The sequence below is a fragment of the Achromobacter sp. 1014246743 genome (assembly GCF_059760725.1).
This window is the reverse complement of the sequence record NZ_JCBANA010000056.1, coordinates 1-13,097: the sequence shown is the minus strand read 5'-3', so window position 1 is coordinate 13,097 and position 13,097 is coordinate 1. Positions and strand designations below refer to the sequence as shown.

The following is a 13,097-nucleotide window of genomic DNA, read 5'->3' as shown; positions in this document are numbered from 1 at the left end:
AGCACCCGGCAGTATTCCGTTCCACCGTTCCGGTCCACAGGAGCCTCGCCATGGCCGACCGCCGCGTCAATTCCGTTCCGTTCCGCTTTCCGTCGCACCTGCCGCTGTTGCGCGGGCCGTTGCCGCGCCTGCCCTGGCGCGCCCTGGCCAGCCTGCTGCTGGGCGCCGCCGCGCTCACGGCGCTGCCCGCCCACGCCGGCAAGAAAGACGACACCCTGCGCATGGCCTACGACCAGGCGCCCGAAAGCGTCGATCCGTACTACAACAACGTGCGCATCGGCGTCATCATCGCCGCCAACGTCTGGGACACGCTGCTGTACCGCGACCCGGTCACCAACGAATACAAGGGGCAGCTGGCCAAGAGCTTTACCCAGGTCGATGACAAGACCCTGGAATTCGAGCTGCGCGAAGGCGTCAAATTCCACAACGGCGAAGAATTCGACGCCGATTCGGTCGTGTATACGCTGAACTATGTGGCCGACCCGAAGAACAAGGCCGTCACGCAGCAGAACGTGGCCTGGATCGACAAGGTCGAAAAGCTGGGCAAGTACAAGGTGCGCCTGACCACCAAGGAACCCTTCCCCGGCGCCAAGGAATACCTGTCCACCACCGCGGCCATCCACCCGGCCAAGTACTACCAGGAAGTCGGCCCCAAGGGCATGAACGCGAAACCCGTGGGCTCGGGCCCCTACAAGGTGGTGGACTACCAGCCCGGCAAGTCCATCACGCTGGAACGCAACACCGACTATTTCAAGGACTCGCCCAAGGCGCAGCCCAAGATCGGCAAGGTGGTCATCCGCTTCATCCCCGACCGCCAGACGCAGATGGCCGAAGTCATCTCGGGCGGCGAAGACCTGATCATGAGCGTGCCCAAAGACCAGGCCGAACAGCTGGGCGGCCTGCCGCCGCTGCAGATGGTCACCGGCAACACCATGCGCATCGTCTTCATGCAGATGAACATCCAGGAAGGCACGCCGGCCCCGCAACTGAAAGACGAACGGGTGCGCCGCGCCATCATCCACGCGATCGACCGGCAGGCCATGCTCAAGAACATCGTGGGCGAAGGCGGCGGGCTGATCAACGCCATCTGCACGCCGTCGCAAGCGGGCTGCACGCAGGACGTCACCCCCACGTACAAGTACGACCCGGCCCTGTCCAAGAAGCTGCTGGCCGAGGCCGGCTACCCCAATGGCTTTGACATCGACATCGTCGCCTACCGCGAACGCAACCAGACCGAAGCCATCATCAACTACCTGCAGGCCGTGGGCATCCGCGCCAAGCTCAACTTCCTGCAATACGCCGCCATGCGCGACATGATCCGCGCCAACAAGGCGGCGCTGACCCACCAGACCTGGGCGTCCAACCTGGTCAACGACGTGTCGGCGTCCACCCCGGTGTACTTCGCCTTCGGCAACGACGACGTCACCCGCGATGCGCAGGTGCGCGAGCTGCTCGACAAGGGCGACCACACCATCGACAGCGCCACACGCAACGGCCTGTACAAGCAGGCGCTGGACCTGATCGCGCAAAAGGCCTACGCCGTGCCGCTCTGGACGCTGCCGGCCTATTACGTGGCCACCAAGGACCTGAACTTCAAGCCCTATTCGGACGAGTTGATCCGGTTCTGGGACATGAGCTGGAAGTAATCGGCTGACGCAGGCGGAGATTCACGCATGCTTTATTTCACGATCAGGCGGCTGGGGCTGGCGGTGCTGGTGGCCCTGACGGTGTCGGTGCTGGCCTTCCTGCTGCTGCACCTGTCGGGCGACCCGGCGCTGGCGCTGGCCGGCGAAGGCGCGCGCCAGGCCGACATCGACATGATCCGCAAGACCTACGGGCTGGACCGGCCGCTGGTGGTGCAGTATGCCGACTGGCTGTGGCACATCCTGCAAGGCGACTTCGGCACGTCGGTGTATTTCAAGACCGACGCCGGGCCGCTGATCCTGTCCAAGCTCAAGACCACGCTGCTGCTGGGCCTGGGCGCGCTGGCCTTCGCCCTGGCCATTTCCATTCCGCTGGGGGTGTTGGCCGCGCTCTACAAGGGCAGCTGGATCGACCGCCTGTGCCTGGCCGTGGCGGTGCTGGGGCAGGCCCTGCCCAATTTCTTCTTCGCGCTGATCCTGATCATGCTGTTCTCGATTTCGCTGCGGCTGCTGCCGGTATCGGGCAGCGGCAGCTGGCAGCATTTCGTGATGCCGGCCATCGCGCTGGGCTATTACGTGGCGCCGGCCTTCATGCGGCTGATCCGGGCCGGCATGGTCGAAGTGCTGGGGGCCGACTACATCCGCACCGCGCGGGCCAAGGGCCTGCCGGCCCGCAAGATCATCTTCAAGCATGCGCTGCGCAACGCCATCGTGCCGGTGGTGGCGCTGGCCGCGGTGCAGCTGGGCTACCTGCTGGGCGGGTCGGTGGTCATCGAGACCATCTACGCGCTGGACGGCCTGGGTTACCTGGCCTACCAGAGCATCACCTACAAGGACTACCCCGTCATGCAGCTGATCGTGCTGCTGCTGTCGGTGCTGTACGTGCTGCTGACGCTGGCTGCCGATATCGCCAACGCGTGGCTCGATCCACGCATCCGGGTGTCCTGACATGACCACCGCTACCCTCGCCCCCCAATCGCCCGAGCTGACCGCATCGGCCCTGCGCTGGCGCCGCCTGCGCCGCAACAAGGCCCTGTTGGCCGGCGGCGGCATCCTGCTGCTCATCACCCTGATCGCGCTGTTCGCACCCTGGATCTCGCCGCACGACCCCTACTACCAGGACCTGGCCTACCGCACCGCGCCGCCGGTCTGGTACGCCAAGGGTACCTGGCTGCATCCGCTGGGCACCGACCAGCTGGGCCGCGATTACCTGTCGCGCCTGTTCTACGGGGCGCGCATCTCGCTATTGATCGGCCTGTCGGTGGCACTGATCTCCGGCCTGATCGGCACGGCCATGGGCATGGCGGCCGGCTACTTCGGCGGCAAGGTCGACATGGCCGTGTCGTTCCTGGTGACCACCCGCCTGTCCATGCCCGTGATCCTGGTGGCGCTGGCCACCGTGGCCATCGTCGGCGGCTCGCTCTGGGTGGTGATCCTGGTGCTGGGCCTGCTCAAGTGGGACCGCTACGCCGTGGTCATGCGCAGCGCCACGCAACAGGTGCGGGCGCTGGAATACGTGTCGGCGGCGCAGGCGGCCGGGGCGTCCACCTGGCGCATCGTCTGGGGCGAAGTGCTGCCCAACGTGGTGCCGCACCTGATCGTCATCGCCACGCTCGAAGCCGCCAGCGCCATCCTGCTGGAAGCCTCGCTGTCGTTCCTGGGCCTGGGCGTGCAGCCGCCGCTGCCCTCGTGGGGGCTGATGATTTCCGAGGCCAAGGCCTATATGTTCTTTTCGTTCTGGCTGATCGCCATTCCCGGGTCGGCCCTGGCGCTGCTGATCTTCGCGATCAACCTGGCGGGCGACGGCCTGCATCAACTGCTGACCCCCGAAGAGAGAGCCTGACATGAGCGCCACGGACATCGTGCTGGACGTACAAGGCCTTACCGTGGACATCGCCACCCCGCGCGGCACGCTGCACGCGGTGCGCGACGTGTCGTTCCAGGTGGCGCGCGGCGAAACGCTGTGCCTGGTGGGCGAATCGGGCTGTGGCAAGTCCATGACCTCGCTCGCCATCATGGGCCTGTTGCCCAAGGCGGCCCGCCGCAGCACCCGCCGGCTGGCGGTGCTGGGCGAAGACCTGTCCGGCGCCCGGCCGCGCCGCGTCAATGCGCTGCGCGGCAACAAGATGGCCATGGTGTTCCAGGAACCCATGACCGCGCTGAACCCCGCCTACCCCATCGGCGACCAACTGACCGAACACTACATCCACCACCGCCGGGCCAGCGGCCCGCAGGCGCGCGACCGCGCGGTCGAGCTGCTGGAAAAGGTCGGCATCGCGTCGGCCGCGCAGCGCCTGGGCCAGTACCCGCATCAATTGTCCGGCGGCTTGCGCCAGCGCGTCATGATCGCCATGGCGCTGATGTGCGGGCCCGAACTGCTGATCGCCGACGAACCCAGCACCGCGCTGGACGTCACCATCCAGGCGCAGATCCTGCGCTTGCTGGCCGACCTGCAGGCCGAGCTGGGCATCGCCATGGTGCTTATCACGCACGACCTGGGCGTAGTCGCCCGCATCGCCCGGCAGGTGGCCGTGATGTACGCCGGCCAGATCGTCGAAGAAGGCCCGGTGGCCGGCCTGTTCGCCGCGCCGCGGCATCCCTATACGCAGGGCCTGTTGGGCTGTATACCCGTGCCCGGGCGCACCGCGCCGGGCCAGCCGCTGGGCACCATTCCCGGCGTGGTGCCGTCGCTGGTGGGCGAATTGCGCGGCTGCGCCTTCATCGACCGCTGCCCCCACGCCCAGCCGCAATGCCGCGACACGGTGCCGGTGCATGGGCATGCGCCCGGGCCGCAATGGCGCTGCATCCGCACGGAGGGGGGCACGGCATGAACGGCGCCCTTGATCCGCACGAACAAAGCCTGGGTACGAATGCGCCCATGATCCGCACGCACAGAGGCTTGGCATGAACACGCCCTTGAATCGATCCGCCACGGAAGATCACGCCGCCTCGCCCGCCGGCGTGCTCGACGCGGCCGCCCCCGCGCCGGCAGACGCCGTGCCGCTCTTGCAAGCCCGGGCAGTCAGCCGGCAATTTTCGATCCGCACCGGCATGTTCCGCCCGCGCACCACCTTGCAGGCCGTCAATGGCGTAGACCTGGACGTGCCGCGCGGCTCGGTGCTGGGCATCGTGGGCGAATCGGGCTGCGGCAAGTCCACCCTGGCGCGCGTGCTGCTGGGGTTGATTCCGCCCACCCAGGGCGCCATTCACCTGGGCGGCCAGGACATCCGCCAACTGAGCCGACGCGCGCTGGCCCGGCGGGTGCAGCCCATCTTCCAGGACCCGTATTCGTCCTTGAACCCGCGCCGCTCGATTGCGTCCATCGTGTCGCTGCCGCTGGAAGTGCACGGCATTCCCAACCCCGGCATGCGCCGCGCCATCGAGATGCTCGAACGCGTGGGCCTGCCGGCGCGGCTGGCCCACAACACGCCCGGGCAGCTGTCCGGCGGGCAGCGCCAGCGCGTGGCGATTGCCCGCGCCCTGGTCATGCACCCCGAACTGGTCATCTGCGACGAGCCGACATCCGCGCTGGACGTGTCCGTGCAGGCGCAGATCATGAACCTGCTGATGGACCTGCGGCGGGAATTCAACCTGACCTATGTCTTCATCAGCCACAACCTGGCGGTGGTGGAACACATTGCCACCCATGTCGCGGTGATGTACCTGGGCCGGGTGGTCGAATCCGCGCCGACCGAACGCCTGTTCCACGACCCGCGCCATCCCTACACCCAGGCATTGCTGGCGTCGGTGCTGACGCCCGAGCCCGGGTTGGGCATTCCCGATACCGGGCTGGGGCTATCGTTTCCTGATCCGCTGCATCCGCCTTCCGGCTGCCCGTTCCATCCGCGCTGCCGCCATGCGATGCCGCAATGCCGCCAGGACCGGCCGGCGCTGACGCCGCGCGACGGGGCGGTGGTGGCGTGCCATCTTTATCCGGTGGATGAAGTGCGCGCTGCGAACCATGGCGGGGTCGCGGTGGCGTAGTCCGCCCTGCGTCGCGGGTTGCAGATTGCAGCGACTGCGCGGGTGGGGCTGATGGCTGGAATTGCGCCGATCGCGTCAGCCCCCGCTGCGTTCGCGCAGGAAATCAATGAACTGCCGTACCTTGGCGCTGACGTGGCGCGTGTCCGGGTACACCGCGTATACCGGCTGCGGCGGCAGGGTGTACGACGGCAGCACCCGCTGCAATTCACCGCGCGCCAGCGGTTCTTGCAGCAGCCAGTCCGGCAGCGCCGCCACGCCGCAGCCTGCCAGGGCAAACGCCAGCAGCGCGGACGCCGTATCCGCCTGCGCCACCGGCTCGACGCGCAGGTCGTGTTCGCGTCCTTTGCCGTCGGTCAACCGCCAATGATCGCTGCGCCCCGGGCGGTTGGCCAGCCACGGCAGCGCGGCCAGCGCCGGGGCCGTGCGCGGCATGCCATGACGGGCCAGCAGGTCCGGCGCGGCCACCAGCCACAGCTTGAATGCCCCGATGCGCGTGGCGCGGTGGTTCGAGTCTTCCTGCGCCCCCACGCGGATGGCCAGGTCCAGCCGTTCGGATATCAGGTCGGCGTGCGCCGACCCCGCCTGATAGTGGATGCGCAAGCCCGGGTGCTGCCGCGCGAACGCCGCCAGCGCGGGTGCCACGACGCGGTTGCCGTAGTCGACACTGGCCGTCACGCGCAGGCTGCCTGACAGGTCGCCCTGCCCGGCGCGCGCCTGGTCGACGGCGGCATCGGCCTGGCGCAGCAGCCTGGCGCAATCGGCGTAGAACCCTTCCCCCGCTTCGGTCAGGGCCAGCCGCCGGGTGCTGCGCACCAGCAAGGCCACCCCCAATTCGTGTTCCAGCTGTTTGATATTGAAGCTGACGACGGCCTTGGTCGTGCCCAGCGCCAGGGCTGCGGCCGTGAACGAGCCGGCGTCGACCACCGCGACGAGCATTGCCAGTCGGTTCAGGTTGATCATGGGCGCCCCGTCAATTGTCAAATAAATACGAACAGTATATCTATGGAACGGGGCTTCTTATCGAACAATCGGCTTTCTAGAATGGCGCTCCGTGATCCTGCCGCCGGGTCGCCTTGCCCCTCACCGCGCGTCAGGCGACGCGACCCCCACGGACACCGGCCATCCCGCCCGCGCGGGCGGCCCCACAGCCCCTTCCCCATTGCGGCGCACGCCCTGGCAGCAGGCGCCCCGCCGGAGCCCCCATTGATGCCTGATTTTTCCGACCGTTGCCGCGATGCGGCGCATGCCGCCCACGCCCTGATCGAACAATGGATCGGCCAGACGGCCCTGCCGTCCGATACCTTGCCGCGCCTGCTGGCGTATTTTTCCGACGACTTCAGCATGGTCACGACCGACGGGCAGCGCCTGCCCGACGGCGCCCTGCCCGGCCTGTTCGCGCGCCTGGCCGGCAGCCGGCCCGGGCTTTCCATCCGCATAGACGAGTTCGCGGTGCTGCACGCCAGCGCAGGTTCCGCGGTGTTGACCTATCGCGAGTCGCACGCCTGGCACGGCGGCGCGACGGTGCGACGGGCCACCGCGGCCTTCATCGCTGATGCGGACGGCCACCCCCGATGGCGGCACCTGCACGAAACCTGGGTGGCGACCGCCCCAATAACGCACGGGAATAAGCAAGCGGGGAATTAATCGTTGGTGCTGGCGGACCGGACCGGTAGAGTCCGACGCCGCATATCACTCCACGAGCTGCCCGTTCCATGCCTACCCGCCGCATCCCGCCCCGCCTCATTCTTTCCCGCCTCATTCCGTCCGGCCTCGCCCCTTCCCGCACCGCCCCTGCCCGCCCCACGACTTCCGACCGGACCCGCTTCCCCGCCCGCCGCGCCGTCGTGCTGGCCCTGGCTGCCGCCCTGGCCGGCGCCGGCCTGGGCACCGCCCACGCCCAGCAGCGCGTCATCCGCATCGTGGTGCCGTACGGCACCGGCGCCGTGCAGGACACCATTGCCCGCGCCATCAGCGACGAGCTGGGCCAGGCGCTGAACGCGTCGATCGTGGTGGAAAACCGCGCGGGCGCCGGCGGCACCGTGGGCACCGCCCAGGTGGCGCGCGCCGCGCCCGACGGCAATACGCTGGTGCTGGCCGCGGCCAGCCACCATATCGCGGGCTACCTGTACAAGAACCTGAACTACGATCCCTACAAGGACTTCACCGGCGTGGCCTACCTGGGCAACACCGGCTACATCATCCTGGCATCCGCCGCGCTGAAGGCCGCCAACACCGCCGAGTTCATCCAGGCAGTCAAGGCCAAGCCCGGCGCCTATGACTACGCGTCGGCCGGCAACGGCAGCGCCTCGCACCTGGGCATGGCGTCGTTCCTGACCGCCGCGGGCGCGCAGATGCAGCACATTCCCATGAAGTCGACCGGCGATGCCGTGACCGAATTGCTGGCCGGCCGGGTGGCCGCCGTGACGGCCGCGACGATCGGCGTGACCGGCTACCGCAACGACCCGCGCGTGGTGTTCCTGGCCTACACCGGCAAGCAGCGTTCGCGCTTTGCGCCGGACCTGCCGACCGTGGCCGAAAGCGGCCTGCCCGGCTATGCCTTCGATTCGTGGCTGGGCCTGCTGGCGCCGGCCGGCATTGCGCCCGCCGAACGCGACAAGATCAACGCCGCGGTGAACAAGGTGCTGGCCGACCCGAAGGTGCAGACGCGCCTGGCGTCGCTGGGCGTCGAAGCCGACGCCAGGGCGCCCGCGCAATTCCAGGACCTGCTCAAGGCGGACTGGGACGCGGCGGGCAAGCTGGTCAGCGCATCGGGCGCCCGGGTCGAATAGACGACGGGTCGTCCGGGGAACGGCGCCCGGGCGGCGCCGTGGCGCCGGCCGCTTCAGCGCTGCCGCACGCCTTCCAGGAACATATTGGTGATGAAGTCGGCCAGCGCTTCGCGTTGCTGCTCGTCCGGCATCTGCCGGGTGAAGCGTTCGATCACGCCCATGAAGGCATGGGCCAGCCATTCGGGTGCGATGTCCTGGCGGAACAGGCCGGCGCGCTGCTCGATGCGGACGTTTTCGGCGATCATCACCACCAGTTCGTCCTTCAAGGCCTCGGCCGCCTCGACCTGGAAAAAGCCGATGCGCGTCAGGTTGGGATCTTCCTGCAGGATCGCCAGCCAGTTGCTGACGCCGCGCCGCACGCGCACGTCCTGCGGCAGGCCTTGCAGGTCGTCGTCCAGCCGCGCGTGGCAGACCTCTTGCCGCAATCGCTGCGCAAACATGCCCACGAGCTCGTCGTAGGCCGCCTGCTTGCTGGCAAAGTACTGGTAGAACACCGGTTGCGTCACGCCCGCCCGGGCGACGATGTCGCTGATGCGGGTATGCTGGAAACCGCGTTCCGCGAACTCCGCCGCCGCGACTTCCAGGAGATGCAGGCGCGTGCGTTCACCTTTGGTCAAACGCTTGTCTTGCGGTGTTGAGGGGGGTGGTGCCGTCGTCATCGCGTGAAATTACTATCCTTCCAAAATTTTTGCCATACATTCCTACATACATAGAAGCGGGTAATGTTGCGATTGTTGCGATCTCTCTTTATATGTTGCGGCGCAGCGCTGATCCTGGCGCTTTCGGGCTGCATTCCCTACCCCACCCACAAGACCCTGCAACCTGCCGCGAACATCACCGTCCTGGATGTCGCCGCGCAACCCGTTGGCGATGCGCGGGTGGTGTTGATATCCGGCGCCTACCCCTACGGTTACGACCGTTTTCGCGAGGAAGCGCGCACGTCCGCGGACGGTCGCGCCCATTTCGACGCGCACCACGAATGGCGCGTCGAGGTCCTGGCGATCCACGGCTCGGAAGTCTTTTTCTGGAACTGGTGCGTCGAAAAACCCGGGTACGAAACCTACGAGACCCACGACCGCAACGCTGACACGTTTGACGACAATGCCGTCATTCATCTCAAGGCCGGAGAGTCGCGTTCTTGCAACAACCCGGGCGGATCGCCATTCATGCGCAAGCCGCCGGCACCCGGTCAGCCCGGCGCCCGGCCTGCCGCGCCGACCGACGCCCGACCCGCGCCCGCCCCCGAGCCGGATCGCGCAACGAACGGCCCCGCTCCTGCCGTAAGGCCCTGAAATCACTTGAAATCTCCGTAGTTCTTGACACAACTATTGCGCGCCGGCGGCGTTACAGTACGGGTATCGCCAGCTGCGGCAACAGGCACGGTCTGGCGGATCAGGAGCAAGATCATGAAGCGGTTCACAGGTCGGATGGTCGGCGTTGCGCTGGCATTGGCCGTCGCAAGTTCTCCCGCCCTCGCCGGCGGTTACCGGGGTGGCCACGGCGGCTATCACGGCGGTTACCACGGCGGCGGGCATCACCACTCCCATGGCGGCGGCAGCAGCGGCTGGTGGGTCGGCGGCGCCCTCGCGCTGGCCGCCACCGGCTTGATCCTGGCCGCCAATTCCGGCCCCACCTACGTGCAGACGGCGACCTACGCGCCGGGCGTGGCCTATTACAGCCCGCCGGTGTACACGGCGCCCGTCTATGACGCCCCGCCGGTCTATTCGGCGCCCCCCGTCTACGCCGCGCCCGAGCCGCAATACGCGCCCGTGCAGTACGCCGCCGCGGCACCGGTGGACAAGGCCCAGGCCAGCGCGTCCAACGAATGCCATCGCTGGGCCATGAACCAGAGCGGTTACGACCCCGCCACGATCTCGCAATGGACCACGCAGGTCATGGTGGACACCTACAACCGGGCGCTGGATTCCTGCATGAACAGCCGGGGCTATCGGGCCAACTGAAGCTTCCGTCACGCCCCCTTGCGCCGGGCCGGCCGATCCGTCGGTCCGGCGCCGTCGTCTGGCTGACCGCCGCCACAGGGCGGTGCATCAGGCGACCGTCAGCCGCGCCGGCCGCCCCAGCCGCGCCAGGCAAAGAAAATTGCCGCCAACAAGGCCAGCGCTGCCGGCAGCACCCAGACGAAACCTGAATCCGTGTACACCACGCCATCGTCCGGATCGTAGTAGCGGCCCAGCTCGTTGAAGTCCCATTTCAGGTACATGGCGTACCAGAGCCAGAAGAAAAACGCCGAAAACACCGCCGACAGGCCCGCGCCGACCCGCGCCAGCAAGCGCCCGCGCGCCATGCCGGTCACCAGGCGCCAGGCCGACACCACGCCGGCCGCCACGGCCACCAGGATCAGCCAGTCGCCGACGTTAAATCCCATCGCCCGTCTCCGCTGACGAACGGGCCTGGTCGGGTGGCGATGTCGGGTCGTGGCTGGCGGCCGACGACGGCGGCAGGCCATTGGCCTGCGCCTCCATCTGCGCCAGGCAGGCCTGGGCCTGGGCCCACTGATGTTCGCTGAAGACGCGCACGCCGGCATCGGCCAACAACTGCGCGGTGACGCCCACCCCCGGCTGCTTCACGCCCGAAAAATGGCCATCGTAGACATAGCCGCTGCCGCAGGACGGGCTGCCTTCCTTGAGCACGGCCACGCGGATACCGTGCTTGCGGGCCGCCGCCAGCGCTTCGCGGGCGCCGGTCACGAACGGCAGGGTCGCGTCGTCGCCAGACACCGCCACCACCCGGGCGCGGCCGGCCAGCACGGCGGCCGCCGTGGCGCCGGGTTCGATTTCGGCGGGGGGACGCGGAATCGGCATGCCGCCCGCGACTTCCGGACAGACGGGCACCACCCGGCCGCCCGCCAGCCAACCCGCCAACACGGCATGGTCGTTGGGCACGGCGCGCCCGTCGTACCGCACGGGCTTGCCCAGGAGACAGGCGCTGACAAGAACGTATTGCATGAAAAATCCGGCAAGCGATGCGCCAGCGGCCGCGACGACCCGCGGCCCGTGGCGCATCAAGGGGCTGACGCCCGTGAATGCCCGATTAGAACACCGGCCGGCGCGACACGGCGCGGTGCGGGGGCACGCCAGGCGGACGCGTCAGGCCGCGTCCAGCCACTGGCGCAACACCGGGTCGCGCACCTGCAGTACGTCGAACAGGCCCAGCGCACGCAACGCGGGCAAGGCGTCGCGCATGTCCCGCTGTGCGTCGTCGCGTGCCTGCGGCGTGGCGGCGGGGTCGGTCCAGACCCGCGCGTTGGCCAGGAAGGCGCCCACCGTGCCTTTGCGCACGGCCACACCCTGGAAACTGCCGACGTTCTGGTCGTCGGGCAAGACGTCCTGTGCTTTCATGGTTTTCTCCTGTTGAGGGGCACAGGCATCACGATAGTCGGGCAGCGGCGGCAAATCTGCGGTAATTTGGTCAATCGATACCGCATTTATGCCATATGACCGACCCCGCCTCGCCCCCCTTGATCGCCCCCGATCTGGCCGGCTCGCCCCGCGGCCCCCGCCTGCTGGCGGTGCGGCGACACGAAACGACGCTGCGGCACACCGCCCTGCATCATCACGCGCGCGGCCAATTGTTCGGCGCGTTTCGCGGCTTGTTGACGGTGGTTGCCGGCGACCGCCAATGGGTGGCGCCCCCGGCGCATGCCCTCTGGATTCCGCCCGATTGCCCGCACGGATTGCGCTCGCATGGCCCGTATGCGGGTTACAGCGCCTACCTCAGCCCCGCCGCCTGCGCCGGCCTGCCGGAAAACCCGTGCGCCTTGCAGGCATCGGCGTTGCTGCTGGCCGCGGTGGAACGCGCGGCCACCTGGAGCGACATGGCCGAGGCCCCGGACGCCGCCCGCACCCGCATCGTGGAACTCATCCGCGATGAAATCCGCACCCTGCCGCGCGCCGGCGACGGGTTGACGCTGCCGCGCGACCCTCGCCTGCAGCGACTGGCGCTGGCCTGGTCGGATACCCCCGACGACACCCGCCCGCTGGCCGCCTGGGCCGTGGAAGTCGGCATGGCGCCGCGCACGCTGGCGCGGCGTTTCCTGGAAGAAACCGGCTTGACCCTGGGCGCCTGGCGCCAGCAGGCGCGGCTGATGCGCGCCCAGGAAATGCTGGCCGCCGGCCACAGCGTGACGGCCGCCGCGCTGGAATCCGGCTACGACAACGTGAGCGCGTTCATCGCGATGTTCAAGCGTGAATATGGCGTGACGCCGGGGCGCTCCGGCGGCGACTGAACCAGACCCACCGTCGCGGCAGGAATGACCGAGGCCTGGCGCATGCGCCAGGCCTCGTTGCCTGTCACGGCACCCCGATCACTCGGCGTCGGCCGCCTTGCGCGGGCGACGGGCGCGCGGCGCCGTCTTGCGGGCGGGCTTGGCCGCGGGTTCGGCGGCCGGTTCCGAGGCCGAGGCATCCGCTGGCTTTGACGCCCCCGCGGACGTGCGACGGCCGGACTTCGCGGCGCGCGCCGGCTTGCGGCCGGTTTCCGGGGCAGACGCTGCCGCGGCGGGAGCGGCGCTGGGCGGGGCCCACCCCCGCCCCGCGGGCTGGAGGGGCCGCGCCGCGTCCTCTCTCTTTTTACACACCTGTCCCTCTCGCGCAAACGGGCTACTGTACTGTGCTGGGTGTGCTCTTTCCTGTTAAAAAACATCAGAACTGAGCACTATCAA

At 68.4% G+C, this 13,097-nt stretch carries 14 protein-coding genes and 1 pseudogene; 10 read left to right on the top strand and 5 right to left on the bottom strand.

All coding sequences use genetic code 11. The features are described 5' to 3' along the window. Nucleotides 1–50 precede the first annotated feature (50 nt). The 5 genes from AC6LJ2_RS21620 to AC6LJ2_RS21600 all read left to right on the top strand — a co-directional run bounded on the left by AC6LJ2_RS21620 (nt 51) and on the right by AC6LJ2_RS21600 (nt 5,627). Nucleotides 51–1,646, top strand: a complete 1,596-nt coding sequence (locus AC6LJ2_RS21620) for an ABC transporter substrate-binding protein (protein ID WP_498152148.1) — start codon at nt 51–53, stop codon at nt 1,644–1,646. A 27-nt stretch (nt 1,647–1,673) separates the two neighbouring features. Beyond that, nucleotides 1,674–2,591: an ABC transporter permease gene (locus AC6LJ2_RS21615; protein WP_025138347.1), complete on the top strand. Its 918-nt coding sequence runs from the start codon at nt 1,674–1,676 to the stop codon at nt 2,589–2,591. 1 nt (nt 2,592) lies between these two features. Beyond that, nucleotides 2,593–3,486, top strand: a complete 894-nt coding sequence (locus AC6LJ2_RS21610) for an ABC transporter permease (protein ID WP_263913130.1) — start codon at nt 2,593–2,595, stop codon at nt 3,484–3,486. Nucleotide 3,487: 1 nt separating this feature from the next. Further along, a complete protein-coding gene (locus AC6LJ2_RS21605; protein ID WP_498152147.1) occupies nt 3,488–4,474 on the top strand; it encodes an ABC transporter ATP-binding protein in 987 nt (328 codons plus the stop codon). Nucleotides 4,475–4,694: 220 nt separating this feature from the next. Then, on the top strand, nt 4,695–5,627 hold the full coding sequence (locus AC6LJ2_RS21600; RefSeq protein WP_445659174.1) for an ABC transporter ATP-binding protein: 933 nt from the start codon (nt 4,695–4,697) through the stop codon (nt 5,625–5,627). A gap of 75 nt (nt 5,628–5,702) precedes the next feature. Here AC6LJ2_RS21600 and AC6LJ2_RS21595 read toward each other — a convergent pair whose 3' ends face one another. Further along, nucleotides 5,703–6,587, bottom strand: coding sequence for a LysR family transcriptional regulator (locus AC6LJ2_RS21595; protein WP_498152146.1), 885 nt, complete (start codon nt 6,585–6,587; stop codon nt 5,703–5,705). 246 nt (nt 6,588–6,833) lie between these two features. Here AC6LJ2_RS21595 and AC6LJ2_RS21590 point away from each other — a divergent pair, with 246 nt between their 5' ends. Together AC6LJ2_RS21590 and AC6LJ2_RS21585 are read left to right on the top strand one after the other, a co-directional pair. After that, nucleotides 6,834–7,271, top strand: coding sequence for a hypothetical protein (locus AC6LJ2_RS21590; protein ID WP_445656573.1), 438 nt, complete (start codon nt 6,834–6,836; stop codon nt 7,269–7,271). A 68-nt stretch (nt 7,272–7,339) separates the two neighbouring features. Continuing rightward, nucleotides 7,340–8,416 carry a tripartite tricarboxylate transporter substrate-binding protein gene (locus AC6LJ2_RS21585; protein WP_498152145.1) on the top strand — a complete coding sequence of 359 codons (1,077 nt, stop codon included), beginning with the start codon at nt 7,340–7,342 and terminating at the stop codon, nt 8,414–8,416. 53 nt (nt 8,417–8,469) lie between these two features. Here AC6LJ2_RS21585 and AC6LJ2_RS21580 read toward each other — a convergent pair whose 3' ends face one another. Beyond that, nucleotides 8,470–9,033, bottom strand: a complete 564-nt coding sequence (locus AC6LJ2_RS21580; RefSeq protein ID WP_263913125.1) for a TetR/AcrR family transcriptional regulator — start codon at nt 9,031–9,033, stop codon at nt 8,470–8,472. A gap of 105 nt (nt 9,034–9,138) precedes the next feature. Between AC6LJ2_RS21580 and AC6LJ2_RS21575 the strand changes: the two genes are divergently transcribed. Both AC6LJ2_RS21575 and AC6LJ2_RS21570 read left to right on the top strand, forming a co-directional pair. Continuing rightward, nucleotides 9,139–9,708, top strand: a complete 570-nt coding sequence (locus tag AC6LJ2_RS21575; protein ID WP_498152144.1) for a carboxypeptidase regulatory-like domain-containing protein — start codon at nt 9,139–9,141, stop codon at nt 9,706–9,708. Nucleotides 9,709–9,822: 114 nt separating this feature from the next. Beyond that, nucleotides 9,823–10,377 carry a hypothetical protein gene (locus AC6LJ2_RS21570; RefSeq protein ID WP_263913123.1) on the top strand — a complete coding sequence of 185 codons (555 nt, stop codon included), beginning with the start codon at nt 9,823–9,825 and terminating at the stop codon, nt 10,375–10,377. A 98-nt stretch (nt 10,378–10,475) separates the two neighbouring features. On the opposite strand, the gene AC6LJ2_RS21565 is transcribed toward AC6LJ2_RS21570, so the two are convergent. The 3 genes and pseudogenes from AC6LJ2_RS21565 to AC6LJ2_RS21555 form a co-directional block, all read right to left on the bottom strand. Then, nucleotides 10,476–10,802: a hypothetical protein gene (locus tag AC6LJ2_RS21565; RefSeq protein ID WP_263913122.1), complete on the bottom strand. Its 327-nt coding sequence runs from the start codon at nt 10,800–10,802 to the stop codon at nt 10,476–10,478. 85 nt (nt 10,803–10,887) lie between these two features. Continuing rightward, a pseudogene (locus AC6LJ2_RS21560) lies at nt 10,888–11,382 on the bottom strand (2-thiouracil desulfurase family protein); the annotation flags it as partial. A 141-nt stretch (nt 11,383–11,523) separates the two neighbouring features. Continuing rightward, on the bottom strand, nt 11,524–11,775 hold the full coding sequence (locus tag AC6LJ2_RS21555; RefSeq protein WP_263913121.1) for a hypothetical protein: 252 nt from the start codon (nt 11,773–11,775) through the stop codon (nt 11,524–11,526). A gap of 95 nt (nt 11,776–11,870) precedes the next feature. Between AC6LJ2_RS21555 and AC6LJ2_RS21550 the strand changes: the two genes are divergently transcribed. Then, complete coding sequence (locus AC6LJ2_RS21550) at nt 11,871–12,662, top strand: AraC family transcriptional regulator (protein WP_498152143.1); 792 nt, start codon at nt 11,871–11,873, stop codon at nt 12,660–12,662. Nucleotides 12,663–13,097 lie beyond the last annotated feature (435 nt).

Bases quoted from the DNA above. Each gene is read 5' to 3' on its own strand.
- AC6LJ2_RS21620 (WP_498152148.1), top strand. From the start codon at position 51: ATGGCCGACCGCCGCGTCAATTCCGTTCCGTTCCGCTTTCCGTCGCAC.
- AC6LJ2_RS21615 (WP_025138347.1), top strand. From the start codon at position 1,674: ATGCTTTATTTCACGATCAGGCGGCTGGGGCTGGCGGTGCTGGTGGCC.
- AC6LJ2_RS21610 (WP_263913130.1), top strand. From the start codon at position 2,593: ATGACCACCGCTACCCTCGCCCCCCAATCGCCCGAGCTGACCGCATCG.
- AC6LJ2_RS21605 (WP_498152147.1), top strand. From the start codon at position 3,488: ATGAGCGCCACGGACATCGTGCTGGACGTACAAGGCCTTACCGTGGAC.
- AC6LJ2_RS21600 (WP_445659174.1), top strand. From the start codon at position 4,695: ATGTTCCGCCCGCGCACCACCTTGCAGGCCGTCAATGGCGTAGACCTG.
- AC6LJ2_RS21595 (WP_498152146.1), bottom strand. From the start codon at position 6,587: ATGATCAACCTGAACCGACTGGCAATGCTCGTCGCGGTGGTCGACGCC.
- AC6LJ2_RS21590 (WP_445656573.1), top strand. From the start codon at position 6,834: ATGCCTGATTTTTCCGACCGTTGCCGCGATGCGGCGCATGCCGCCCAC.
- AC6LJ2_RS21585 (WP_498152145.1), top strand. From the start codon at position 7,340: ATGCCTACCCGCCGCATCCCGCCCCGCCTCATTCTTTCCCGCCTCATT.
- AC6LJ2_RS21575 (WP_498152144.1), top strand. From the start codon at position 9,139: ATGTTGCGATTGTTGCGATCTCTCTTTATATGTTGCGGCGCAGCGCTG.
- AC6LJ2_RS21570 (WP_263913123.1), top strand. From the start codon at position 9,823: ATGAAGCGGTTCACAGGTCGGATGGTCGGCGTTGCGCTGGCATTGGCC.
- AC6LJ2_RS21565 (WP_263913122.1), bottom strand. From the start codon at position 10,802: ATGGGATTTAACGTCGGCGACTGGCTGATCCTGGTGGCCGTGGCGGCC.
- AC6LJ2_RS21555 (WP_263913121.1), bottom strand. From the start codon at position 11,775: ATGAAAGCACAGGACGTCTTGCCCGACGACCAGAACGTCGGCAGTTTC.
- AC6LJ2_RS21550 (WP_498152143.1), top strand. From the start codon at position 11,871: ATGACCGACCCCGCCTCGCCCCCCTTGATCGCCCCCGATCTGGCCGGC.